The sequence below is a fragment of the Shewanella sp. T24-MNA-CIBAN-0130 genome (assembly GCF_040310185.1).
GTDB lineage: Bacteria > Pseudomonadota > Gammaproteobacteria > Enterobacterales > Shewanellaceae > Shewanella > Shewanella psychromarinicola.
The window spans coordinates 1-23,794 of the sequence record NZ_JBEOPP010000016.1 but is presented as its reverse complement, the minus strand read 5'-3'; the positions used below and the strand labels follow the sequence as shown (position 1 = coordinate 23,794).

Genomic DNA, 23,794 nt, shown 5'->3' with positions numbered 1-23,794 from the left:
GAGTAGAGATGGCCAACGCTAAAGAGATTAAAACCAAGATCGCGAGTATTAAAAATACTCAGAAGATCACTTCCGCTATGGAAATGGTAGCTGCCAGCAAAATGCGCAAAGCGCAGGAACGCATGAGAGCAAGCCGTCCATATGCAGAAAATATGCGTAAGGTGATCGGTCACGTAGCGCGAGGTACTCTCGAGTATAAACACCCCTATTTAGAGGTGAGAGAGGCCAAGCGGGTTGGTTACATTGTTGTAGCGACCGACCGTGGCCTTTGTGGTGGTTTGAACGTCAACTTATTTAAACAGGTTGTGTCAGACGTTAAAAAATGGAAGGAACAGGGCGCAGATTTTGAGTTTTGCCCAATTGGTGCCCGTTCTGTTCAGTTTTTTAAAAGCTTCGGTGGTGAAATATCCGCCCATGCATCAGGTTTAGGCGATGCGCCCAAACTTGTTGATTTGATTGGCACAGTACGTGTCATGTTAAAAGCTTACAACGAAGGTAAATTGGATCGTCTGTACATTGTGTTTAACAAGTTTGTTAATACAATGAGCCAGACACCAGTGATCGAACAGCTGCTACCTTTACCTAAGTCAGATGAAGAAGTAGCTAATTATCCTTGGGATTATATTTACGAGCCAGATCCAAAAGAAGTTTTGGATGTATTGTTAACTCGTTATGTAGAGTCTCAAGTGTATCAAGGTGTTGTTGAGAATATTGCCTCTGAACAGGCTGCCCGTATGGTAGCAATGAAGGCGGCAACAGATAACGCTGGCGAAATGATCGATGATTTGCAACTCGTCTATAACAAGGCCCGTCAGGCTGCTATTACGCAAGAACTGTCGGAAATTGTCTCAGGCGCTGCAGCGGTTTAGGTTTAGGTAACGAAATCAAGTTTAGAGGATTAATCATGAGCACAGGTACTGTTGTCCAAGTAATTGGCGCGGTTGTGGACGTAGAATTTCCACAAGATTCTGTACCTCGAGTATATGACGCTCTGAAGATCACTGGCGAAGGCCCATGTAATGGTTTGGTGCTGGAAGTTCAGCAGCAGCTAGGTGGTGGCGTTGTTCGTACCATCGCTATGGGTTCTTCTGATGGTCTGCGTCGTGGTCTAGAGGTAGTAAACTCAGGTTCACCAATTAATGTTCCGGTTGGGCTTAAGACCCTTGGCCGTATTATGAATGTATTGGGCGAGCCTATCGATGAAGCGGGTCCTATCGGTGAAGAAGAACGTTATGTTATTCACCGTGCTGCGCCTTCATACGAAGATCAGTCAACTTCAACTGAACTATTAGAGACGGGTATCAAGGTTATCGACCTTGTTTGTCCTTTCGCTAAAGGCGGTAAAGTAGGTCTGTTCGGTGGTGCTGGTGTTGGTAAAACAGTTAACATGATGGAACTGATTAACAACATCGCTAAAGCTCACTCTGGTCTTTCTGTTTTCGCTGGTGTTGGTGAGCGTACCCGTGAGGGTAACGACTTCTACTACGAGATGGAAGATTCAGGCGTATTAGACAAAGTTGCCATGGTTTATGGTCAGATGAACGAGCCTCCAGGAAACCGTTTACGCGTAGCGTTAACCGGCCTGAGTATCGCTGAAAAGTTCCGTGACGAAGGTCGTGACGTATTGTTGTTCGTTGACAATATTTATCGTTACACCCTAGCCGGTACTGAAGTATCTGCACTATTAGGTCGTATGCCTTCTGCAGTAGGTTATCAGCCAACACTAGCTGAAGAGATGGGTGTTCTTCAAGAACGCATCGCTTCAACTAAGACGGGTTCGATTACTTCTGTACAAGCAGTATATGTACCTGCGGATGACTTAACTGATCCGTCACCAGCAACAACTTTCGCTCACTTAGATGCGACTGTTGTATTGTCTCGTCAAATTGCTTCTTTGGGTATTTACCCTGCGGTTGACCCATTGGATTCGACTTCACGTCAGTTAGATCCTCAGGTTGTTGGCCAAGAGCATTATGATGTTGCAAACGGTGTACAAACTGTATTACAGCGTTATAAAGAGCTGAAAGACATTATTGCTATCTTGGGTATGGATGAATTGTCAGATGATGACAAAACCATGGTATTCCGAGCACGTAAGATTGAGCGTTTCTTGTCTCAACCTTTCTTCGTAGCAGAAGTCTTCACCGGTTCTCCTGGTACGTACGTTTCTCTAAAAGACACCATTCGTGGCTTTAAGGGTATCTTGGATGGCGAGTTCGATCACATTCCAGAGCAAGCGTTCTACATGGTTGGCTCAATCGATGAAGCTGTCGAAAAAGCGAACAAAAAAAAATAACTAGGCCGTAAAGCTTAGTTCTTTAAGGAGAACTTGATGGCAGCCAAAACAGTCCAACTTGATATTGTTAGTGCAGAAAGCAGCATCTTCCATGGCCAAGTTAGCTTCTTTGAAGTTAATGGTGCTGAAGGTGAGTTAGGTATTATGCCTAACCATGTTGCGTTACTAACAAAAATTAAGCCTGGTATGGCGCGCTTTATCATGCAAGATGGCAGTGTAGAAGTGTTGTATCTTTCAGGTGGTTTACTGGAAGTACAACCTACTGCAATTTCAGTACTTGCTGATGTAGCATTACGTGCCGATGATATTGATGAGAAAGCGGCTTTAGAAGCTAAAGAACATGCTGAGCAAGCAATTGCTAATGCTGGATCTGACTTCAATTACGAAGCTGCTGTAATCGAATTGGCCAAATCTTTGGCTCAATTACGTGTTGTTGAAACCATCAAGAAAAATATCACCAGATAATCTGATTATTTGACGCTTAAAAGGCGACTCTTATGAGTCGCCTTTTTTATGGGTTAAATTCCCTCGCTCTATTTTTACTTTTGGCGATATTCCGTTAAAATGTCAGCCAATCTCTATCGGTTCAATAAAGGAATGCTTAATGTCGTTAAATGTTGTGATCTTAGCTGCAGGAAAAGGAACTCGGATGCGCTCAGATCTGCCTAAAGTGCTGCATCCTATTGCCCATAAAAGTATGGTGCAACACGTGATAGATACGGCTAATTCATTAGGCTCATCTGCAATTCAATTAGTGTATGGCTATGGCGCAGATAAGTTACAAATAGCATTAGGTGAGCAAGCATTAAACTGGGTATTACAAGCAGAACAACTGGGGACCGGCCATGCGGTCGCGCAAGCAACCCCAAACATTAATGACCACGATACCGTTTTGATCCTATATGGCGATGTGCCGCTTATTCAGCAATCAACCCTAGAAGCATTATTGGCTGCTCGCCCTGTAAATGGCCTAGCTATTTTGACGGTTAATTTACCTAACCCTAGCGGTTATGGTCGTATTGTGCGTGAGCATGGCAGCGTAGTCGGCATTATTGAACAAAAAGATGCCAACGCTGAACAGCTAAAAATTAACGAAGTGAACACCGGCATCATGGCGGTACCCGGTAAGCAGCTAAAAGCGTGGTTAAAGCGTTTATCGAATAACAATGCTCAAGGCGAATACTACTTAACCGACATTATTGGCATGGCTAAAGCTGATGGCGTTGAAATTACTACCTCACAGCCGCAATCGTCTATCGAAGTTGAAGGCGCTAATAATCGCGTACAACTAGCGCAATTAGAACGAGCTTATCAAGCGCGTGCTGCTGAAAAACTGATGCTCGAAGGGGCTAACTTGCGCGATCCTGCTCGCATCGATATTCGCGGTGATGTAAGCGTAGGTATGGACGTGATGATTGATATCAATGTGATATTCCAAGGTAAAGTCACCTTGGGTAATAACGTCACTATTGGCGCAGGAGCGATTCTTATAGATTGCCAGATTGCCGATAATGCTGAAATTAAACCCTATACTATTGTAGAAGGCGCCAAGCTTGGACCCGCTGCGAGTGCAGGACCTTTTGCCCGTTTACGCCCTGGGGCAGAGCTTAAAGAAGATGCCCACATTGGTAACTTCGTTGAAATTAAAAAAAGCGTGTTAGGTAAGGGCTCTAAAGCAGGCCACTTAGCCTATTTAGGTGATGCCCAAATCGGCGCTGGGGTGAACATTGGCGCCGGTACCATCACCTGTAATTACGATGGTGCCAATAAGTTTATTACCACCATTGAAGATGGCGTATTTGTCGGTAGTGATACCCAATTAATTGCCCCCGTTACTATTGGTAAAAATGCCACCCTTGGTGCTGGTTCTACTATTACTAAAGATGTCAGCGAAGATGAATTGGTCATTACCCGCGTTAAGCAGCGCCATATTACGGGTTGGCAACGTCCGTTAAAAATTAAAAAGTAAGTTTTAAACGAATACAAAAAAACGGCTATATGCCGTTTTTTTGTTTTAACATTTTTGTTGTTTATTTATTCTGTATAGAAAATCACTGATTAAAAATAAATTAAGCTTGAGTTAACCTAGATGTGGTTTTCAATCTATTGGTTTTAAATAGTTTTGATCTATATCGCAACAGATTGTAAGTTTGTGTAAAGAACCTTAAATACAAACGCTTCTCATTTATATTACCGTTAATTCTAAAGTTAAAGGTTTAATTGAGGTGTTGGCAATGGTGTATAAATATTCAGTCATAGGTTTGGCCGTCGGTTCGGTATTAATGACTATGCCTGTGATGGCAGAGGTCTCGAGTGATGCAAGCATAGAGCGCATTAATGTTACCGGTCGTTCTTTTAACGATTATAAAGTCGGTACAGCATCTGGCGCTATGCGTGGTGATATCGACCTCATGGATACTCCGCAATCAGTCAATGTGATCCCCTATTTTGTTACCGACGAACAACTGGCCACTAACCTTGCCGAAGTGTTAGTGAACGACTCGAGCGTAACAGCCGGGACGACACGCTGGAACCGCCAAGTGTTCAGTATTCGAGGTTTTGAGTTAAGTTCGGGCAATGGTTATCTTATTAATGGCCACCAGCAATGGTCTCACTACATACAACCTATTGAAACGCTGCAACAAGTTGAAGTATTGAAAGGCCCTTCTAGTATGCTGTATGGCCAATCTGGCCCTGGCGGTTTAGTCAATATGGTGACTAAAAAACCGACCTATGACTCTATGCTTAATATCGGTTTAGACACGGATGGTTACGGCTCTACTCGTGCGAAGATAGATGCTGGAGGGAGTTTAAATGACGCTCAAAGCATTCGTTATCGTGGTGTGTTAGTTAAGCAAGACACCCAATACTGGCGTGAATATTCCACTACCGAAGAAAATCAACAGCGCGATCGTTGGTTAGGTTATCTTAATATGGAATTTGATTTAACTGATGATGTATTGTTATCGGTTAAATACGATCACACTCAAGATAAAGCCGGTATTGATGCCGGTGGTTGGTTAGATGCCCAAGGTAATGTTATTGGGAGTAATAAAACCGTTTGGGATGCACCTTGGGCTTTTACCGATAATACCATTTCTAACCTAGGTGCTGATCTGACTTGGTATATTAGTGATAAGTGGAAAGTTAAAGGGGGATATAACGATCAACAATTTAATCGTCAACGTTTCGACTCTGCGCCGCAACGTACAACCGACCCTTTTACTAATGGTTACAACATTAAACCATTTGATCGCTATGACGACTGGCAACATAAAACGGCTTATATCGATTTCACTGGCGAGTTTAATTTCGCGGCAATACAACATCAATTGTTGATCGGCGCTAACTATTTAGATTATTTCTATCAGAGACAAATCGTACGGGGTACCCCTCAAACGGTTATGCCTGGACAACCCCTTATACAGCCAGATATTGATTATCATCTTGGTACAAAAAGCACTGCGAGTGAATACCAATACTACGGCTTCTATTTACAGGATTTAATGACATTAAGTGAGCAATGGAAGTTGCTCGCTGGAGTGCGTTACGATGAACAGAAGAAAGATGGCTTAGGTCAGAACAGTTATGCGGTATCACCTAAATTTGGGATTATTTACTCGCCGATGGAAAATGGCAACATTTACGTTAACTATTCAAAGAGCTTTACCCCACAAGGTGCCGTTAGTAATCAGTTTGATGTAAACGATAAGCTAGATTTAAAGCCTGAATATGGTGTTCAGTATGAAGTCGGCACCAAATGGGAGCTGTTTAACGATAGTTTGTTACTCACGGCGGCGGTATTTGATATCACCCTTGAAAATATAACTGTCTCTGAGACATTACCGACTCCAATAGCTTCCTTTACTGATATCACCACCCAAGGCGGTGAGCAGCAACATCGTGGATTTGAAGTCGGCGCTCAAGGTCAATTAAGTGATAACTGGTTTATGACCTCTTCAATGATGTACTTAAATGCCAAATATCAAACTGGCGATGAGCGAGAAGGTAAAACACCCGTTGATGCTCCAGAATTGTCAGCCAACATCTGGACTCGCTATGAAATGACCGAAGGTTTGGCAATTAATTTTGGTGCTATCTACGTTGGTGAGCGTTTTGCTAATACCGATAACAGCATTAGCAAAGACGGTTATGTCCGCTTTGATATTGGTGCCGCTTATACTATGGATATTATGGGCAAAGACGTCAGTGTTCGTGCCAATGTCAGAAATCTATTCGATACCGATTATATTGAAGGTGGTCAGTATAATATGGTCACAATCGGCCAAGACCGTAATTTCAGTGTTGCCGTCGAAACTAAGTTCTAATCAGAAATAAGATTTTATCCACTCAAAGTAGTTTCATTTCTTAATCATCAAAAGCCTCTACTTACTCAAGAGGCTTTTTTGTACTTTTATTTCAAATTTAGGCTATATGATCTAGAAAAAGTTTCATTTGCTGTTAAAATACCTTTCGCTTCGAAACTTATGTGAAAGATAGTTAATTTTAATGACGAAACGTAACACCCAACAACGTCGCCATTCGATCATTAAATTGGTTAATGAGCAAGGCGAAGTCAGTGTCGATGAGCTGGCGAATCTATTTGCCACTTCAGAAGTGACTATTCGTAAAGATTTGGCCATGCTTGAAACCCATGGACTATTATTACGACGTTATGGCGGCGCGGTGTCAGTGCCACAAGAAATGACCCAAATAGCCAGCGAAAAACTGTCTCTTAATAAACAAGCGATAGCCGCCAAAGCCGCACTGCTGATCCGCGACCATAACCGGATAATCATCGATAGCGGCAGTACCACATCAGGTATTGTCCAGCAACTCAATGACAAACGTGGCTTAGTGGTGATGACTAATTCATTACAGTTAGCCAATGCCGTTCATGAACTTGAAAATGAACCGACATTATTGATGACCGGCGGTACGTGGGATCCCCATTCTGAGTCTTTTCAAGGCCAAGTGGCAGAGCAAGTGCTGCGATCATATAACTTTGACCAACTGTTTATCGGTGCCGACGGCATCGATCTTAATCGCGGTACCACCACGTTTAACGAGTTAACAGGCTTAAGTAAAGTGATGGCAGAAATGTCGCGTGAAGTGGTGGTACTTTTGGAATCGACCAAAATTGGTCGGCGTATCCCCAATCTAGAGCTGCCTTGGGATGTGATTAATGTGTTAGTGACCGATGACAACATCACCCAAGATGCAGTCGATACCATTTCAGCCCATGGCGTTAGGGTGATACTCGCGCCGTTCGCTAATTAAATTAAATTGAAATAATAAAGGAAAATATCATGTGTGGAATCGTAGGCGCCGTGGCCCAAAGGGATGTTGCTGAAATATTAGTTGAAGGTTTACGCCGTCTTGAATACCGTGGCTATGACTCAGCGGGCGTTGCTGTGATTCATCAAGGTGAATTAAGCCGTACTCGCCGCGTGGGTAAAGTGCAGGAGTTATCATCAGCACTTGATGCCGCACCATTAACGGGTGGCACCGGTATTGCCCACACTCGCTGGGCAACCCACGGTGAACCAAGTGAGCGAAATGCACACCCACATTTATCTGAAGGCGATGTTGCTGTTGTACATAACGGTATTATTGAAAACCACAACAAACTGCGCGAAATGTTAAAAGGTTTGGGTTACGTATTTTCATCAGACACCGACACCGAAGTGATTTGTCATCTTGTTCACCACGAATTAAAAACAGCGACTAATTTATTAGCAGCGGTACAAGCGACCGTTAAGCAACTTGAAGGCGCCTATGGCACTGTTGTTATCGACCGCCGCGACAGTGATCGCATGGTTGTGGCTCGAAGCGGTAGCCCGTTAGTGATAGGTTACGGCCTAGGTGAAAACTTTGTCGCCTCAGACCAACTGGCACTGTTACCCGTCACTCGCTCGTTCGCCTTTTTAGAAGAAGGCGACGTAGCAGAAATAACGCGTCGTGAAGTGAATATTTTTGATGTTAATGGCAACGCCGTTAAGCGTGAAGTGAAAGAATCTGAAGTGACCCATGACGCGGGTGACAAAGGTGAATATCGTCACTACATGCTCAAAGAAATTTATGAGCAACCTACAGCCATTGCGCACACCTTAGAAGGTCGTATTGCCGGCGGTAAGGTATTAGATTCAGCTTTTGGCGAAAATGCAGCTGAATTTTTAAAAGACATTAAGCACGTACAAATTATTGCCTGTGGTACCAGTTATCATGCGGGTATGGCAGCGCGTTACTGGTTAGAAGACTGGGCCGGAGTATCGTGTAACGTCGAAATCGCCTCAGAATTTCGTTACCGCAAGTCGCACTTATTCCCAAATAGCTTGTTAGTGACTATCTCACAATCTGGTGAAACCGCAGATACGTTAGCGGCAATGCGCCTGGCAAAAGAAATGGGCTATAAAGCCACATTAACCATTTGTAACTCAGCGGGTTCATCATTAGTACGTGAATCTGATATGGCTTACATGATGAAAGCGGGCGCTGAAATTGGCGTTGCATCAACGAAAGCCTTTACCGTGCAACTTGCCGGTTTGTTAATGTTAACCACGGCGATTGGTCGTCATAATGGTATGTCTAGCGACATGGAAGCGGCTATTACGCAAAGCCTGTTATCTATGCCTGCTAAAGTGGAGCAAGCGCTTGGCTTAAATGATGCTATTGCAGAATTAGCTGAAGACTTTGCCGATAAACAGAATGCCTTATTCTTAGGCCGAGGCGATCAATACCCCATTGCGATGGAAGGTGCATTAAAGCTAAAAGAAATTTCGTATATTCACGCAGAAGCCTATGCTTCTGGCGAGCTAAAGCATGGCCCATTAGCCTTGATTGATGCCGATATGCCCGTGATTGTGGTGGCGCCAAACAATGAATTACTCGAAAAGCTTAAATCAAACGTTGAAGAAGTGCGTGCCCGTGGTGGATTGATGTATGTGTTTGCTGATGTCGATGCAGAATTTGAGTCAGACGACACCATGAAAGTCATCCCTGTTCCACACTGCGATGTATTTATGGCACCGTTAATCTACACCATCCCATTACAGTTATTGTCATACCATGTGGCATTAATTAAAGGGACTGACGTAGATCAGCCGCGTAATTTAGCCAAATCAGTCACGGTAGAATAAACCTCTAAATTGATTTAAATCGCATATAGCAATGAAAAACAGCTTCTTAGGAAGCTGTTTTTGTTGGGTGCAGGGGTCGAATAAATCAATGGTGTTTTTGGTTGTTTACGTTTTTAGTTTCAAATAAGTCGATCGCAATGTGAGCACTTAGCTGGCCATAAAAGCTATCGCAATCATGTTGAAACACGCTAGGTTGTTTAACTAGAAAAGAAATCATTAAGCTCATTCAATACTTTGAGGTTTATCTAAACAATGGTCATAAGTTGGAAAATATTGAATAAGGCAATATAAAAAACAGACGACTGTTTCGATGCTCGACATGTTATCTAAAGATTGGCTATCGATTACCTAGGCTCTGTATTATAAAAAATATTATGCTGTTGAAGGTCAGGGGGCACCGATGGTAACCAATACCCCCGTCGGTACATCAATTACTTAGGCAGTAGTACAGTATCAATCACGTGGATCACACCGTTGCTCGCCTTTACGTCTGTCATGATAACTTTTGCGTTATTTACCATTACATTGCCGTATTTTGCTTTAATGGTAACCATTTGTCCCTGAACTGTTGATGCGCTGTCTAGTTTAACGACATCAGCAGCCATCACTTTTCCTGCAACAACATGATATGTTAAAATTGTCGCAAGTTTATCTTTGTTTTCTGGTTTCAGTAGCGACTCGACGGTCCCATCTGCTAACTTAGCAAAAGCTTCATCTGTCGGTGCGAATACCGTAAATGGACCTTCACCTTTTAGTGTATCAACAAGTCCTGCTGCTTTGATTGCAGCAACAAGCGTATTGAAAGATCCATTTTCAGCTGCTACATCGACAATGTCTTTTTTCATACCATGATGTTCGGCATAAGCAACAGAGGTGAATGATAAACTGGCAACAATAAGGGCGAGTGTTGTAATAAATTTCTTTAACATTTTTATATTCCTTTCGAATTTATACCACTTTGAGGGGGAGGCTGTTTTTTGTGCAACATTTGTTACGTATGGTATAAACAACTAGATCAGTTTGGTTTCAATTTACTTACAGTACGACGCTAAAATATCACCGGGTGTTCAACAAGAACCCTTTTTCGCTACTCAATTTTGCCCACAAGATCTTTAAATACATCACCTTTTGGCAATGGGCTATTAATAGGATAATTGTTGGTTTGCTGATGCACCCGTTCAAAAGGCTGGGGTTTTAGGCCTTTTTTAAGTAAAACAGGATTGTAATTTTTGTGATATTAATCATCGGTGAGTTTCGTTGTGCGATGATACATTGCCGGAGCTTAATCATTCCCGTACTAACGCATCTGACAATAAGCCAAAGATAGATATATTAATCTCATTATCCTTTCGGTTATTTTCTGCTGGTTTCGTATCCTATAAAGTACCCTCTACTAAATTATTTTTTTATTACTATTCCATTTTTATCAGATGCTTATAGTTTTTTTATATAAAGCCAACAGGAAGTGTTGTATTTTTGTTGTGTTTTTTTTGAACTATAAAAAAGATTGTCACGTATAGAAATCGGTCATATTACTAATGAGGATTTCTAAGATGAAACGGATATACCCTTTTGCACTATGTGTTTCTTTAATTGGTCTAACAGCTTGCTCAGACGACGATGATGCAACAGTTGTAGAGCTTGTAGAGCCTGAAATGTCATATATACGCGTTATTCATGCTGGCAGCGATGCTCCATTGGTGAATGTTGTGGCTAATGGCAATGCATTGCTGTCGAATGTTGATTATGCGATGGCCAGTGATTTAATCGAAGTGTCAGCAACAAGCTACGACATTAACGTTGATGCTGTGTTGGCAGATGGCACCACGCTAACTGTGTTAGAAGCATTACTTGATGCACAAGATGACATGGAATATACCGCCATTGCGTTAGGTTCTGTTGCAGATAACACCTTGAGTCTAAAATTAATTGAAAACCCAACCATGGACATTGCTGCGGGTTATGCCAGAGTACAAGTGCTGCATGGCGCGCCTTTAGTGGGTACTGTTGATATTTATGTTACGGCTCCTGATGCAGATATAAGCGCTACAGCTCCCACGTTATCGGCAAGCTATTTAGATGTAAGCTCGCAGATTGAAGTGCCCGCTAGCGATTATCAAATTCGTATTACTGCATCTGGAATGAAAGAGGTTGTGTATGACTCAGGTTCTGTTGCGTTAGGCGATATGCAAGATTACTTTATCAGTGCCATTCCTAATACATGGTCTGGAGATTCACCTGTGGCATTGCAAGTGTCGCTACCCGGAGCACAGCTAGTGTTAAATGACGTAAACAGTGGCGCTGATTTACGGGTGGTACATGCCGTTGCTGATGCGCCAGCTGTTGATGTGTTTGTTGACGGCGCCACTACACCAGCTGTAGATATGCTGTCTTTTGGTGATGTGACGGGTTATGTCAACCTTGCTCAAGGTGCTCACACCGTAACCGTTGCTGCGGATGCAGATAATGATGTTGTGGTTATAGATAATGCTGCAGTCGACTTAGGTCTTGGTATGAGTTATAGCGCCTTGGCTGTGGGATCACTAACAAGCAATATGATTGAGCCATTAGTGTTAGTTGAACAAACTCGTCGCGTAGCGACAGAGGCAAAGCTTACTGTGACACATGCTGCCTATTCTGCACCAGAAGTAGACGTTTACCTTACTTCATCTGCTGATATCTCTGATGCAACACCGGTATTAGAAGACGTGCCATTTAAGGTTTCTTCTGGCAGCCTTAGCGTCCCCCCAGGAACTTATACTATTAGTGTCACTGTGGCTAATACTAAAGATGTCGCAATTGGGCCTTTAGAAGTCACATTAGGAGCCTCGGGTATATATGGTGTGGCAGCTGTTGATAATGTCGGTGGCGGAGCGCCATTTGGGGTTATTTTATTAGACGACTTCACTGCAATGTAATATTAATCTGTAAAAGGTTTGCGGCTTATTCTTGCCAGATAAGCCGCTTTTTTATGCCCAATTAATGGTGCAAATATTGCTGGGTGCTCTTAAGTAAACCGCTTATTCATTTTTTTTCACGTTATGTTGCTGCCCAGTTTGAGTAACACTTCATCATGAAAAGTCATCCCTTTGCCACTCTGCGCGAGTTTATAGTGCCGTTAATTTACATTATCCCATTACCGTTATTGTCATAGCATGTGACACGAATAAAAGGCGGCTTCTTCGGCAGTCGTATTTATGGGGCGTAATGTACCTATTTCTATAAAGAACATTCTCACAAAAGGGTGATTGATTTAACTTAAATATGCTGGTAGGTTATTAAAATTATTAATAAATAAAGCTATGTTAATGATGGTTGTTGAAGGGGATCTCAGGATGTTTATCGGCATTTTCGCTAATACGCTTTAAAGCTTTATCAACAACAAGGAGAGTCCCTAATGGATTATTTTATAGGCGCGTTAAAAAAATATGCTGATTTCACTGGTCGAGCACGAAGAAAAGAATATTGGATGTTTATACTTGTTTATATAATTATCAATATTGTTTTTGCTGTAATTGGTTTGGATACCATTTCAGCGATAGTGAGTCTTGCACTGCTAGTCCCAAGTCTCAGCATTGCAGCAAGAAGGCTGCATGATACTGGTCGTTCTGGGTGGTGGCAATTAATACTATTAATTCCAATTATTGGTTTAATTGTGCTAATTGTTTTTCTAGCTCAAGATAGCCATGATGCAAATGATTACGGTATTAATCCTAAATCAGGTGTACCCGCATAAAACTGAGCAAGAGACTATGGTGCCAAGAGTTAATTTTCGCTTTTGGCACTTTCTACATCACACCATCGCTAAGCAGTCCAACAAAAAGGGAACAAATCTTGTTCCCTTTTTGCTATCTATAGCTTATTGATTTACCAGGCACTTGATTTACCAAACTCTGGCAACAAGCCCTTTAAGGTAATAGCCTTCTGGGAATGCGCTACTAATAGGATGATCGCTGGCTTGATGCATGCGCTCAATAAACTGTACTTCACGTTTTGCATCTAATGCAGCATCGGCAACGACTTTTTGGAACAAGTCTGACTGCATTAAGCCCGAACAAGAGAAGGTCAGTAGTATTCCACCAGGATTAAGTAATTGCATGGCAATCATATTGATGTCTTTATAACCGCGACACGCGCCATCGAGTTGTGACTTATTGTCGGCAAACTTAGGCGGATCTAATACGATAACATCGAAGGTTTTACCTTCATCTCGATACAGTCGCAGTAACTTAAATACGTCGGCTTCGAGGTAGTTTACATGGTCATCATTAAGGTTATTAATCGCCATATTATCGCGGGCGGTTTGCAGTGCTAGGGTAGAGACATCGACGTTTTCAATACTCGCCGCACCAGCTTTAGCGGCATACAAGCCAAAAGTGCCGGTGTAACAGAAGCAGTTAAGTACAGACTTACCTTTAACGAAACGGGCGGCGATGGCGCGGTTGTCACGTTGATCCAAATAGAAGCCTGTTTTGTGGCCTTTAACCACATCGACGGCAATCTTGATACCATTTTCTTCGATGATGACAGGCATGGGGGGTAATTCACCGTGTAGTAACCCTACCACCGGAATGAGGCCTTCTTTCTTTCTCGAGTCGACATCTGAACGCTCATAGACAGTGCAATCTGGATATTGAATAACCAGTTGCTCTACTATAGTGTCACGCCATTTTTCGGCACCGGTATTTAACAGTTGGCACACCAATACATTGGCATAACGATCTACGGTGATACCGGGCAAACCGTCCGATTCTGCGGCGATTAAGCGATAGCCTGTTAGGCCTTGTTCGCGGATCAGATCATCTCGGCCTGCTTGTGCTCTTTTTATGCGTCTGGCGAAGAAATCGGCATCGATGATTTCTTCTTTGTTGAAGGTCCATATCCGCACTTGGATTTGAGATTCTGGCGACCAGGCTCCGCGTCCGAGCCAATGCCCGTCGTGCGCCACGACTTCAACCGTGTCACCTGCTGCAGGTTTTCCACCATTGATGTTGTGAATACCGTTGGAAAATATCCACGGGTGGCGTCGCTCTAATGAACGTTCGCGGCCAGGTTTAAGTTTAATTCTGATAGCCATGGTACTGCCTAATTTAAATTATAAAAGGGGTAAAAAGATTCACGGCGCACCTGATAAAGGCTGAGTAAAAACCTCTATAACGACTCATTAGAGGCATGGATGACATCACACTATTATCAATGTCAAAAGGCTCTGGGGGCGACGAAGGGAGATCATAGCCTTTTTTGAGCCTAAAAACCTGACAAATAATAAAATGCTGGCTGAGTGTTGTATTCGTTACTTAGATTTTGATCGTTCAATGGGCGTTTATCGTTACCGTAACAAGGTATCAACGGCATTTTGTGGATGGGTAAAATAGTGGCAGCAGTTGCTGGTGGCTGTTGTTCCATCAAATTGACCCGTGATGGTCGCGCAGATGTGAGTGAAGCATCAAAATGAAGCAAGTGTAGTGAACGTGGTCACTTGAGACAATATGATAAATCTCAGATAGCTACCTCGGCGTAAAGTGTAAGGCTTCACCAAGTTGTGAATAACAGGCTTTAGCCCAAAAATGATGTTAAATGTGTCCTTACGCTTTTGCTGATAACAAGGTTCATTGACGTGTTCAAACGAGTCAATGGCAAGTAATACCATACAGATCGTGCTACAAAAGTGCTAAAAAATAGTTACTTAGGTGTGCTTGTTATGCCTCGCTCCGGTTAGTGAGTATTGAATTTAAGATGAACGCGCTCTTTTTTACATCGACAATAATCACATGTAGGCTTTTACGTCGTGGTTACGCGATAACATTATTACGAGAAAAAACCAGAATATAGCCTTTAAATGGCAGTGCTAGATAGTCGGTGTGTATCGGTTTGAAATGGCTGCTGATAAACCCGAATTCGGCTAATTTTACAGTGAGCTTATTTTTTCGACCGCGACCGGGGTCGACAATGATGACGTCACATTTGGCGCTGGCATGGTTTTTAATAAAATAAGCTAATAACTGCACATGTTGATCTTCATAGAGCAAATCGCTGCCGATGATGACGTCAAAAAGCCCCAATTTACTGGTGTCGTTAGCCCAGTCTACGCGCTCAAAAGCAATGCTTTTACCATTATTTAATTGGGTATTTCTATTAAGGAACTGTTCAACTTCTGGGTGGTAGTCGGTTGCAGTAATATCGGCGTTTTTTGCGTTAAGTAGTAAGCTTGAGAGCGCCATTCCACAGCCTATTTCTAGAATTCTTTTGCCTTCTGTTTTGTAATCCAACATATAATTAGCCAGCACTAAGCTTGATGGCCAAACAATGCCAAAAATTGGCCAATTCGCCGAGGATATACCGAGTTTTTCAGCAATACCGGTAGGGTCATCAAATTCTTGATTATTACGTAAGGTACACAAGTGAACATCGATTTCACCAAACTCAACAGTTTGGTAGCTTAAACGAAGGGCAGTCATTGGGCCGTCTTAAAAATTGAGTGTTCAGCCAGATATCGAGGACAAATAAATGACAAAACGAAGAGGTGTTAGTTAGATTATAGCACTTTGCTAGAAAGGCAAATATATTTAATTGGTTTGGGCTCTATTAGGTTAAGCCCTTAGTCAAAGGCATCATTATATTGTGTTTTTTGTGCGCTTTGGGTCTCAATGTGGAGAATACTCAATACAAATATAAGGCCTACACAGCTATTAATCGCGGCGAATAAAACAGGTTTTCACCTGTTACTGGTTAATATTAGCATGCTCACTTTCACCTTAATAACCCCCTTTTATATCAATTATCAGCTCTGATAATAAAGCGCTATTCACTGTTAAATATGTGACATACGTATCACAATCTTAATGATAATTGTTTGCATTAGTATACCCGCTATGTATAATCCACGGAACTTACAGAGCTTTATATAACATTATAGTTACTCACATTGACTAAATCAGGATGAGAAAATGAAAAAAACGTTAATTGCGGCAACATTAATCGGGCTTTTTGCTAGCAATCAAGCTATCGCTTCTGACGAAACAACCGAATTACGCCAAATTATTGAGCAGCAGCAAAAAGTGCTGCAAGATCTTGAAAAACGTCTTGAGCAAACAGAAATGCGTGTAGAGACCACAGCTGATGTAGTAGAAGCGACCGCATCAAGCAAGTCGGCAACCACTATTGGTGGTTATGGTGAATTACACTATAACAATATTTCTAATAACCAAACTGGCACCGACAAGAAAGAATTCGATTTCCACCGCTTTGTATTGTTTGTAGGTCACGAGTTTAATAGCACAACCCGTTTTTTCTCTGAGCTAGAAGTTGAACATTCAATTGCCGGTGAGAGTCAAAATGGTGAGGTAGAGTTAGAGCAAGCATATATTGAGCATGACTTTAATGAAATGTTTACCGGTAAAGCCGGTCTATTCTTAATGCCTGTCGGTATTATCAATGAAACTCACGAACCTACAGTATTCTACGGTGTTGAGCGTAACCCGGTAGAAAAAGACATTATTCCTGCGACATGGTGGGAAGGTGGTTTAAACCTTAATATTAAAGCCGCTCCTGGTGTAGCCTTTGACACCGCCGTGACGTCTGGTTTGTATTTAGACCAAAGCTCTGGTTATAAAATCCGTAATGGTCGTCAAAAAGTATCTAAAGCGAAAGGTGAAGATTTAGCCTATACCGGCCGAGTAAAATACACTGCGGTTCCTGGTTTAGAGCTAGCGGCGACGGTTCAATATCAGTCTGACTTAACGCAAGGTACAGCTGATGTTGATTCTGCCTCAGCAACATTGCTTACTGCGCATGCGATTTACAGCATTGAAAACTTCACGGTTAAAGCGCTATACGCCCAGTGGAATATTGATGGTAAAGAAGCTGAAGCGTTAGGTCGTGACAAGCAAAATGGTTTCTATATTGAGCCTGCTTACCGAATCAATGAACAGTTTGGTGTGTTTGCCCGTTACAACGAGTGGGACAACAATGCCGGTGATAGCGCCGATACCAAGAAAAAACAAACTAGCGTGGGTGTGAACTACTGGTTACACGAAAACGTGGTGTTTAAAGCTGACTACGAAAAAATTGGCGGCGCTGCTGATTCAGATGGTTTCAACCTAGGTGTTGGTTACCAGTTTTAATCGTTGAGTATTCAGAGATAAGATAAACCGATATAACAGATTATCGGTCAATGGGTGCCAACAGTGTATATTGTCGGCACCCGTGTTTTTATTATAGATTAAGGGCTGATATGCAGACAAGGTTAAGATCATATTTAATTTTATTTATGATGGGGTTAGTTATTTGTTTTTCGGCATTTAATGCGATTGCAGCCTCACAATATCAGTCAAATGAAGCCTTTATTAACCAAGCATTTAATGGCGGTAGTGGTAAAGCCAAAGTCTTGTGGTTAGATGATGATCTCAAACAAGCGGTAGAAGCTATTTTAGCTCATCGTTTTAATAAAATGCGTGTGCGTTACTGGCAACATAATGATGAAACCGTATGGATTATGGATGAGATTGGTAAAGAGTCGCCTATTACGGTTGCTGTGCATATAAAAGACCATCATATAGCGCGAACTAAAGTGTTAGTTTATCGCGAAAGTCGTGGTGATGAAGTTCGTCATGATTTTTTTACCGACCAATTTAAGTCGGCAAAGTTAGACGACCAACATCAGCTGGATAAACATATAGACGGGATTACTGGTGCAACATTATCGGTAAGAGCATTAACTAAGTTATCGCGCATTGCATTATTACTTCATGCCCATGTGGTGCAATAAACCACGTTTCAATTCAACCGGATAATTTCAAGCAGGTTAGTGTGAATAAAGCATCTCGACAAAACAGTGTTAGGCTTAAATTTATGCGCATTCTTCGTCCTTGGCATCGCCGTTTAGGATTGGTAAGTGCGCTGTTCATCTTGCTGTTAGTGCTTACCGGTGTGGCGATAAATCACAGTGACGATATTGGTTTAGCTCAAACGCCAGTTACTCAGTCGTGGTTACTTGATTATTATGGTATTCCTGCTCCTGCACATGTTGCTCAGTTTTCTGCATTAGATACCTCCAATTTACCTGCGCTGTATATTACCGATAATTTATTGTGGCAGGGTAAACAGGTTATTTTTGAAGGTTCACAAACCTTAATGAGTGCCAGTTATACTGCCAATATGCTGGTGGCAATAGATGAGCAACAGTTGTATTTATTCGATACAGCAGGCCATTTACAAGAAACGCAAAATAGCAGCATGGGTTTACCGACTGACTTATTAGCGCTTGCTGTGGTGAACAGTCGAGTATGGTTAAATACTAAAGCTGGTGTTTATCAAGCCGATGAGCAGTTAATCGATTGGCAACTCATGGAGCCTATCAAGGCTATCACTTGGTTGATACCTAATCCACGAGTTGATGCTGAGTTTATTCAACATGCCCGTAGTGCGCATTTAAATTGGCAACGCGTAATGCTAGACCTGCATAGTGGTCGCTTATTTGGGGCGTTAACTGTGTGGTTATGGGATTTGTTTGCGCTAGCATTATTGTTAGTGTCATTGAGTGGATTTTGGATTTGGTATAAACAAAAACCGCCCAGGTAATGACTTTATTTGTGTTAACTGTTACTCATTAATGCTCACAAAGCCTCAAAAATACTCAGCGATATTGGTTTGCTTGTCTGCAACAGAGCTTAGCTCTATACCTGCTTCACTAATTTGATAATTACCAGCAGAAACAGTTTTGCCTAACGGTCTAAAATCTTGCATTCTAAGCTTAACTATATGAGCTTATTGTTGTGAGGCTTGTGCTCGTTAGCATGGCTTATTGTTGATTGACGGTTTCTTTCGCCTGATCGAGTTGCGGTATTCAATGACAACAAACGGGTTTGTGGAGCAATCGTTTTACCGGGTTAGCCAATTGTTTACCTGAAATTTTCCGTGTGAGTAATATGCTGGCTGTGGTTTTAATGTCCTTGGCCAATATGCAAATGCTGCCGGCAGTCTGTTCAACTTCCTTTTAGCCGTCGGGCATACTTCTAGTACTTTGTTGGGCTGAGTCTGAGGCACGTTAAAAGTGCTCTACATTTGCTCCATTAGCAGCTCAAGTTGCGACATAACATCCACTAAATTTACTATTGTGCTTTGAAGTTCGTTAGCAGAGGCTAATGATTTTCGGTGGTATTATTCTGTTAGGCAACGGTTTGGTTAATGCTGGCAATGGCGTCGTCGACATCATTTATTTCTAGGTGGGATACATTAATGAAGCCGTTAACTCAGGTGGCTAGATTGCTCATTTAACGATGTATTCATCAGACCGTTTCGCTTTCAAGTTACGGTGTTGAGCAATGTGGCTGAGGTTGATTGAGCGTTGTTATATTTGGGTCGCCATTTATTTACTGGGTCTAGTTCCGTTAATAAAACAGATGAGTTTTAATTTATGTCTAGGCTAGTACTTGGTCGGTTGAAACATGAGTGGCTGTTGGGGTGTCATCAACTGAAACCACGCTGCAGATTGCCGTGAAGTGTTGCACTTTAATAGAGGGTGTTTGAAAGTCAGTGCTGGTGAGAAAAGCAAGCTCTTGCTTGTCTTCAACATACTCGTGATATCGCGACATTAACCTGAGACAACTTTTACTTGAGTACGTTAAACCTCTCGCCGTAATGTTAGTCTTAACCATATTCGGGTTACCTAAATACTTGCGTGTTGTGCCACTATCTCAGCTTGTTGCACCTGCTTTGCCTCAATGTTTTTCCACACCTTTTCATGAAAGTAAAACACAACCGTGTTGACTGCAGGCTCAAGCAGGGCAATGGTGCCACCGATAATAATGCTACCCGTTAATAAGTAAGTAATCGTAAACGCAACACAGAAGTGTAAAATTGCAAAGCTGATGGTCTTTTTCATGATGGATCCCCCGTTTGATTTATTTAAATGATAACAGTTATCATTATCATATAAAAGAGGGGTGATTCGATTGTTGCAAATGAAAATTTCGATTAGGTTTATACTTTCTAATACCAAAAAAATAAAGGCCCTTAACAAGGGCCTTTATACTAGCTAATAACATTAAGTCAGATCATAACCTCATCTATTGAGGTTAGTAATGCCAAGGAAAACGTGAAAAGTCTTGGTCGCGCTTTTCTAAAAAGGCATCACGGCCTTCTTGGGCTTCTTCGCTGGCATAGGCTAAGCGTGTTGCTTCACCAGCAAACAGTTGTTGGCCCACTAAACCATCATCAGCCATATTAAAGCCATACTTCAGCATGCGCATTGCCGTAGGGGATTTAGAGTTAATTTCTTTAGCCCAAACTAAGGCTTCAGTTTCGAGTTCTGCATGTGGAATGGCACGGTTGACCATGCCCATATTAAACGCCTCTTCAGCAGAGTAATTAAACCCAAGGAAGAATATTTCACGAGCACGTTTCTGGCCAATCATCTTGGCTAAATAAGCACTACCATATCCTGAGTCAAAACTACCTACATCAGGATCGGTTTGTTTAAAGATGGCATGTTCTTTAGATGCTAAAGTTAAATCACAAACCACATGCAAACTATGTCCACCGCCAACAGCCCAGCCAGGCACTACGGCAATCACCACTTTTGGCATAAAACGAATTAAACGCTGCACTTCTAAGATATGCAGGCGCCCCATACGAGCGACATCAGGTTTACCTTCTTCAGCTCCTTCATATTTATAGCCGTCTTTCCCTCGAATACGTTGATCGCCACCTGCACAGAATGAATACTGACCTTTTGCAGACGGCCCATTACCTGTTATGAGTACACAGCCCACATCAGACCATTGCCTCGCGTGGTCTAACGCTATATAAAGCTCATCTACTGTTTTGGGACGGAATGAGTTAAGACAATCAGGGCGATTAATGGCGATACGCACTGTACCTTGGGATTTAGCGCGATGATATGTGATGTCTTCAAAATTGAATCCGTTAACAACATCCCATAAAGTAGGGTCAAAAATGTCAGATACTGAATTAGTTTGTGATTGTTGCGTCATATAAAACCTAGCCCCTATTGCAAATGTTACATAAAGGCTAGGCTTGTTTGATATCTAGGTCAATTCGTGTCGATAAAACCGTTAACTTACTCAGATTTTATCGCAAATAAATTGCAGATTTTCTTTAGTAAAAACCGGGTGGCGAGCACTACTGTGGCAGTATTGATCTTTAAACTCGGCTATCGCTTCGTTACTGGTAAATACACCATCTAATTCACGGATTTCAATTGTTGATAATCGCTCATAAATTTCTGTTTTAAGTTGTGGTAGATGTTTATCGATTTTAATTATTTTTGTGCCAGTCATCGAATCAAGCTTTTTATCTGCCTTAGTAAACATAGTGTTAATATCGTTAATTGGCTTATCTAGTTTGTCTGTTTCTGTCGCGAAATAATAAATAACCCCCGCGATTATTGCTAATCCTATCCAGCCTCTCATCTTTTTATCCAATTATGTGTTATTACCTATATAATAAGCTAGTTACCGTTCAATATTAAAGCAGTAAGGCTGTAAAATGACGACAGAATCTAACTCCAAGGACTTTTCTAAACAGCAGCGTATTAAAATTCATCAACCTGATGCTAGTAAAGCAGACCGTTTCAATCCGCGCAACCGTATTTACGTAAGAGCTGTCGATGGCTTATGGACAACGTTACGACGTTATATGGGGTGGATTGCCATATTATTCTTCTTACTCCTTCCTTGGTTACCCTGGGGAGATCGTCAAGCCGTGTGGTTTCATCTTGCCGAGCAAAAATTTCACGTCTTTGGCTTAACGATATGGCCACAAGATCTTACCTTGCTTGCTGCACTCTTTATGATAGCCGCATTTGGATTATTTTTTGTCACCACTTACCTTGGCAGGGTGTGGTGTGGCTATACCTGTCCACAGACCGTGTGGACTTTCATCTTTATTTGGTTCGAAGAAAAGTTTGAAGGTGCGCGTAATAAACGAATCAAGCTTGATCAAATGCCATGGAGTATTAATAAACTATGGCGTAAAACCGCTAAACATACCTCCTGGCTATTGGTCTCACTATTAACGGCCACGACATTTGTATCCTACTTTGTTCCAAGTCGCGAACTCTATATAGACTTCTTTACGCTTAATGCCGGTGGTGGGATATATTTTTGGGTGGTCTTCTTTACTATTGCGACTTACGGTAATGCAGGATGGATGCGAGAGATCATGTGTATTCACATGTGTCCGTATGCCCGCTTCCAAGCCGCTATGTTTGACAAGAACACTTATATAGTGGGTTATGACACTAAGCGCGGAGAAACTCGCGGTCCACGTACTCGTAAACAAGATCCAAAAGAAATGGGTTTAGGCGACTGCATTGATTGTGACTTATGTGTTCAAGTGTGCCCAACAGGGATTGATATTCGTAATGGTCTGCAATACGAATGCATTAACTGTGGTGCCTGTATTGATGCATGTGATAACACCATGGAGCGTATGGGATACGATAAAGGTCTCATTCGTTACACAACAGAAAATAAACTTGATGGTGTGCAAGAAAAGGTATTGCGACCTAAGTTGGTTGGCTACGGAGTGGTACTCACTTCGATGATATTAATCTTCATCTATGCCAGCGCAACCATTGCTCCAGTTCGCATGGATGTCATTAGAGATAGAAACTCACTTTATCGAGAAAATAACCGAGGCAACACAGAGAATACCTTTACGATTAAAATTCTCAATAAGACAGAGCAACCGCAAGAATATGAGTTAAGTGTCGAAGGCTTGCCTAACGCTAAATGGATTGGGTCGCAGCACGTATCAATAGGATCTGGTGAAGTTATAACCTTACCAATTAGTATTGCTGTTGATCCCATTGAGCTGAAGAGAAGGATCACTAAAATCTATATTAAAATTACGGCGCAAATAGATGGTAATCCAATAGAAATAAAACAGGAAACACGATTTTTCGGGGATTAGAACCCAGTAAAATAGCCAAAAAAGGGACGGGTAGTCCCTTTTTTGTTCGTTTCGATTGAAAAAGCACCTCTTGGTCATGTTTTTGCAATATTTAGCCTTTTAATACTTGCACAAAATCTTAAGCTCCCTATAATGCGCAACCACTGACACGGCAAACGTCGCGGACAGGTTGTAAGGTTCAAATTGAAGCTTACAACAGCGAAAAGAAAGTTTGAAAAAACACTTGACGCAACAACGGGAAATGCGTAAAATACGCACCCCAAGCCAACGACCTAGCGTCAACGGCCGCTGAATGAAAAATCGAAAGATGTTCATGTTAGCAACGTTCTTTAACAATCTAAACAAGAAATCTGTGTGGACATTCACAGGTATTGAGTTATTCGAAATTGTCTTCTGTTCTTCGGAATGTTGGCAATCAAAAAAT

General features: G+C 42.0%; 21 protein-coding genes. 13 read left to right on the top strand and 8 right to left on the bottom strand.

The window, feature by feature from the left end:
• The first annotated feature begins 8 nt into the window (after positions 1-8).
• The 7 genes from atpG (at position 9) to glmS (ending at position 9,435) form a co-directional block, all read left to right on the top strand.
• Complete coding sequence (gene atpG, locus AAEZ02_RS08890) at positions 9-869, top strand: F0F1 ATP synthase subunit gamma (protein WP_101033430.1); 861 nt, start codon at positions 9-11, stop codon at positions 867-869.
• Positions 870-904: 35 nt separating this feature from the next.
• Positions 905-2,296 carry a F0F1 ATP synthase subunit beta gene (atpD, locus tag AAEZ02_RS08885; protein ID WP_101033429.1) on the top strand — a complete coding sequence of 464 codons (1,392 nt, stop codon included), beginning with the start codon at positions 905-907 and terminating at the stop codon, positions 2,294-2,296.
• Positions 2,297-2,332: 36 nt separating this feature from the next.
• Positions 2,333-2,761, top strand: a complete 429-nt coding sequence (locus AAEZ02_RS08880; protein WP_101033428.1) for a F0F1 ATP synthase subunit epsilon — start codon at positions 2,333-2,335, stop codon at positions 2,759-2,761.
• Between the two features lie 139 nt (positions 2,762-2,900).
• Positions 2,901-4,265, top strand: a complete 1,365-nt coding sequence (gene glmU / locus AAEZ02_RS08875; RefSeq protein WP_351088685.1) for a bifunctional UDP-N-acetylglucosamine diphosphorylase/glucosamine-1-phosphate N-acetyltransferase GlmU — start codon at positions 2,901-2,903, stop codon at positions 4,263-4,265.
• 265 nt (positions 4,266-4,530) lie between these two features.
• Entirely contained in the window at positions 4,531-6,624 is a 2,094-nt protein-coding gene (locus AAEZ02_RS08870) for a TonB-dependent receptor (protein WP_351122794.1), read from the top strand.
• 181 nt (positions 6,625-6,805) lie between these two features.
• Positions 6,806-7,576: a DeoR/GlpR family DNA-binding transcription regulator gene (locus AAEZ02_RS08865; RefSeq protein ID WP_124012909.1), complete on the top strand. Its 771-nt coding sequence runs from the start codon at positions 6,806-6,808 to the stop codon at positions 7,574-7,576.
• Positions 7,577-7,605: 29 nt separating this feature from the next.
• Positions 7,606-9,435 (top strand): glutamine--fructose-6-phosphate transaminase (isomerizing), encoded by a 1,830-nt coding sequence (gene glmS, locus AAEZ02_RS08860; protein WP_101033424.1) that lies wholly within the window; start codon positions 7,606-7,608, stop codon positions 9,433-9,435.
• Between the two features lie 431 nt (positions 9,436-9,866).
• On the opposite strand, the gene AAEZ02_RS08855 is transcribed toward glmS, so the two are convergent.
• Positions 9,867-10,364 carry a fasciclin domain-containing protein gene (locus AAEZ02_RS08855; protein WP_351088687.1) on the bottom strand — a complete coding sequence of 166 codons (498 nt, stop codon included), beginning with the start codon at positions 10,362-10,364 and terminating at the stop codon, positions 9,867-9,869.
• Between the two features lie 624 nt (positions 10,365-10,988).
• On the opposite strand from AAEZ02_RS08855, the gene AAEZ02_RS08850 reads away from it, so the two are divergent.
• Positions 10,989-12,353 carry a DUF4397 domain-containing protein gene (locus AAEZ02_RS08850; protein WP_351122791.1) on the top strand — a complete coding sequence of 455 codons (1,365 nt, stop codon included), beginning with the start codon at positions 10,989-10,991 and terminating at the stop codon, positions 12,351-12,353.
• Between the two features lie 479 nt (positions 12,354-12,832).
• Positions 12,833-13,171, top strand: a complete 339-nt coding sequence (locus AAEZ02_RS08845) for a DUF805 domain-containing protein (protein WP_351122788.1) — start codon at positions 12,833-12,835, stop codon at positions 13,169-13,171.
• Between the two features lie 147 nt (positions 13,172-13,318).
• Here AAEZ02_RS08845 and AAEZ02_RS08840 read toward each other — a convergent pair whose 3' ends face one another.
• From AAEZ02_RS08840 to AAEZ02_RS08830, 3 genes are all read right to left on the bottom strand, one after another.
• Positions 13,319-14,512, bottom strand: a complete 1,194-nt coding sequence (locus AAEZ02_RS08840) for a class I SAM-dependent rRNA methyltransferase (RefSeq protein ID WP_124012905.1) — start codon at positions 14,510-14,512, stop codon at positions 13,319-13,321.
• Between the two features lie 170 nt (positions 14,513-14,682).
• Positions 14,683-14,841: a hypothetical protein gene (locus AAEZ02_RS08835; protein WP_157822236.1), complete on the bottom strand. Its 159-nt coding sequence runs from the start codon at positions 14,839-14,841 to the stop codon at positions 14,683-14,685.
• Positions 14,842-15,227: 386 nt separating this feature from the next.
• Positions 15,228-15,893: a class I SAM-dependent methyltransferase gene (locus tag AAEZ02_RS08830; RefSeq protein ID WP_101033418.1), complete on the bottom strand. Its 666-nt coding sequence runs from the start codon at positions 15,891-15,893 to the stop codon at positions 15,228-15,230.
• 489 nt (positions 15,894-16,382) lie between these two features.
• Here AAEZ02_RS08830 and AAEZ02_RS08825 point away from each other — a divergent pair, with 489 nt between their 5' ends.
• From AAEZ02_RS08825 to AAEZ02_RS08815, 3 genes are all read left to right on the top strand, one after another.
• Complete coding sequence (locus AAEZ02_RS08825; RefSeq protein WP_351088688.1) at positions 16,383-17,558, top strand: porin; 1,176 nt, start codon at positions 16,383-16,385, stop codon at positions 17,556-17,558.
• Between the two features lie 146 nt (positions 17,559-17,704).
• On the top strand, positions 17,705-18,202 hold the full coding sequence (locus tag AAEZ02_RS08820) for an FMN-binding protein (RefSeq protein WP_502959327.1): 498 nt from the start codon (positions 17,705-17,707) through the stop codon (positions 18,200-18,202).
• 41 nt (positions 18,203-18,243) lie between these two features.
• Complete coding sequence (locus AAEZ02_RS08815) at positions 18,244-19,014, top strand: PepSY-associated TM helix domain-containing protein (RefSeq protein WP_351088690.1); 771 nt, start codon at positions 18,244-18,246, stop codon at positions 19,012-19,014.
• Between the two features lie 839 nt (positions 19,015-19,853).
• On the opposite strand, the gene AAEZ02_RS08810 is transcribed toward AAEZ02_RS08815, so the two are convergent.
• The 4 genes from AAEZ02_RS08810 to AAEZ02_RS08795 all read right to left on the bottom strand — a co-directional run bounded on the left by AAEZ02_RS08810 (position 19,854) and on the right by AAEZ02_RS08795 (position 21,866).
• Positions 19,854-20,027 (bottom strand): hypothetical protein, encoded by a 174-nt coding sequence (locus tag AAEZ02_RS08810; protein WP_164839422.1) that lies wholly within the window; start codon positions 20,025-20,027, stop codon positions 19,854-19,856.
• A 74-nt stretch (positions 20,028-20,101) separates the two neighbouring features.
• Positions 20,102-20,317 carry a DUF2061 domain-containing protein gene (locus AAEZ02_RS08805; RefSeq protein WP_101033414.1) on the bottom strand — a complete coding sequence of 72 codons (216 nt, stop codon included), beginning with the start codon at positions 20,315-20,317 and terminating at the stop codon, positions 20,102-20,104.
• Positions 20,318-20,510: 193 nt separating this feature from the next.
• Positions 20,511-21,428 (bottom strand): 1,4-dihydroxy-2-naphthoyl-CoA synthase, encoded by a 918-nt coding sequence (locus AAEZ02_RS08800; RefSeq protein ID WP_101033413.1) that lies wholly within the window; start codon positions 21,426-21,428, stop codon positions 20,511-20,513.
• A gap of 90 nt (positions 21,429-21,518) precedes the next feature.
• The gene (locus AAEZ02_RS08795) at positions 21,519-21,866 is read right to left on the bottom strand and encodes a hypothetical protein (RefSeq protein ID WP_101033412.1); all 348 of its coding nucleotides are present in this window, start codon (positions 21,864-21,866) and stop codon (positions 21,519-21,521) included.
• Between the two features lie 76 nt (positions 21,867-21,942).
• Between AAEZ02_RS08795 and ccoG the strand changes: the two genes are divergently transcribed.
• Positions 21,943-23,370, top strand: a complete 1,428-nt coding sequence (gene ccoG, locus AAEZ02_RS08790; RefSeq protein WP_101033411.1) for a cytochrome c oxidase accessory protein CcoG — start codon at positions 21,943-21,945, stop codon at positions 23,368-23,370.
• The last annotated feature ends 424 nt before the right edge of the window (positions 23,371-23,794 follow it).

Coding starts and splice junctions, on each gene's coding strand:
- AAEZ02_RS08865 (WP_124012909.1), top strand. CDS start 6,806: ATGACGAAACGTAACACCCAACAACGTCGCCATTCGATCATTAAATTG.
- atpG (WP_101033430.1), top strand. CDS start 9: ATGGCCAACGCTAAAGAGATTAAAACCAAGATCGCGAGTATTAAAAAT.
- AAEZ02_RS08850 (WP_351122791.1), top strand. CDS start 10,989: ATGAAACGGATATACCCTTTTGCACTATGTGTTTCTTTAATTGGTCTA.
- AAEZ02_RS08800 (WP_101033413.1), bottom strand. CDS start 21,428: ATGACGCAACAATCACAAACTAATTCAGTATCTGACATTTTTGACCCT.
- ccoG (WP_101033411.1), top strand. CDS start 21,943: ATGACGACAGAATCTAACTCCAAGGACTTTTCTAAACAGCAGCGTATT.
- AAEZ02_RS08840 (WP_124012905.1), bottom strand. CDS start 14,512: ATGGCTATCAGAATTAAACTTAAACCTGGCCGCGAACGTTCATTAGAG.
- AAEZ02_RS08820 (WP_502959327.1), top strand. CDS start 17,705: ATGATGGGGTTAGTTATTTGTTTTTCGGCATTTAATGCGATTGCAGCC.
- AAEZ02_RS08880 (WP_101033428.1), top strand. CDS start 2,333: ATGGCAGCCAAAACAGTCCAACTTGATATTGTTAGTGCAGAAAGCAGC.
- AAEZ02_RS08825 (WP_351088688.1), top strand. CDS start 16,383: ATGAAAAAAACGTTAATTGCGGCAACATTAATCGGGCTTTTTGCTAGC.
- AAEZ02_RS08835 (WP_157822236.1), bottom strand. CDS start 14,841: ATGGAACAACAGCCACCAGCAACTGCTGCCACTATTTTACCCATCCAC.
- AAEZ02_RS08855 (WP_351088687.1), bottom strand. CDS start 10,364: ATGTTAAAGAAATTTATTACAACACTCGCCCTTATTGTTGCCAGTTTA.
- AAEZ02_RS08845 (WP_351122788.1), top strand. CDS start 12,833: ATGGATTATTTTATAGGCGCGTTAAAAAAATATGCTGATTTCACTGGT.
- atpD (WP_101033429.1), top strand. CDS start 905: ATGAGCACAGGTACTGTTGTCCAAGTAATTGGCGCGGTTGTGGACGTA.
- glmU (WP_351088685.1), top strand. CDS start 2,901: ATGTCGTTAAATGTTGTGATCTTAGCTGCAGGAAAAGGAACTCGGATG.
- glmS (WP_101033424.1), top strand. CDS start 7,606: ATGTGTGGAATCGTAGGCGCCGTGGCCCAAAGGGATGTTGCTGAAATA.
- AAEZ02_RS08810 (WP_164839422.1), bottom strand. CDS start 20,027: ATGTCGCGATATCACGAGTATGTTGAAGACAAGCAAGAGCTTGCTTTT.
- AAEZ02_RS08870 (WP_351122794.1), top strand. CDS start 4,531: ATGGTGTATAAATATTCAGTCATAGGTTTGGCCGTCGGTTCGGTATTA.
- AAEZ02_RS08795 (WP_101033412.1), bottom strand. CDS start 21,866: ATGAGAGGCTGGATAGGATTAGCAATAATCGCGGGGGTTATTTATTAT.
- AAEZ02_RS08805 (WP_101033414.1), bottom strand. CDS start 20,317: ATGAAAAAGACCATCAGCTTTGCAATTTTACACTTCTGTGTTGCGTTT.
- AAEZ02_RS08830 (WP_101033418.1), bottom strand. CDS start 15,893: ATGACTGCCCTTCGTTTAAGCTACCAAACTGTTGAGTTTGGTGAAATC.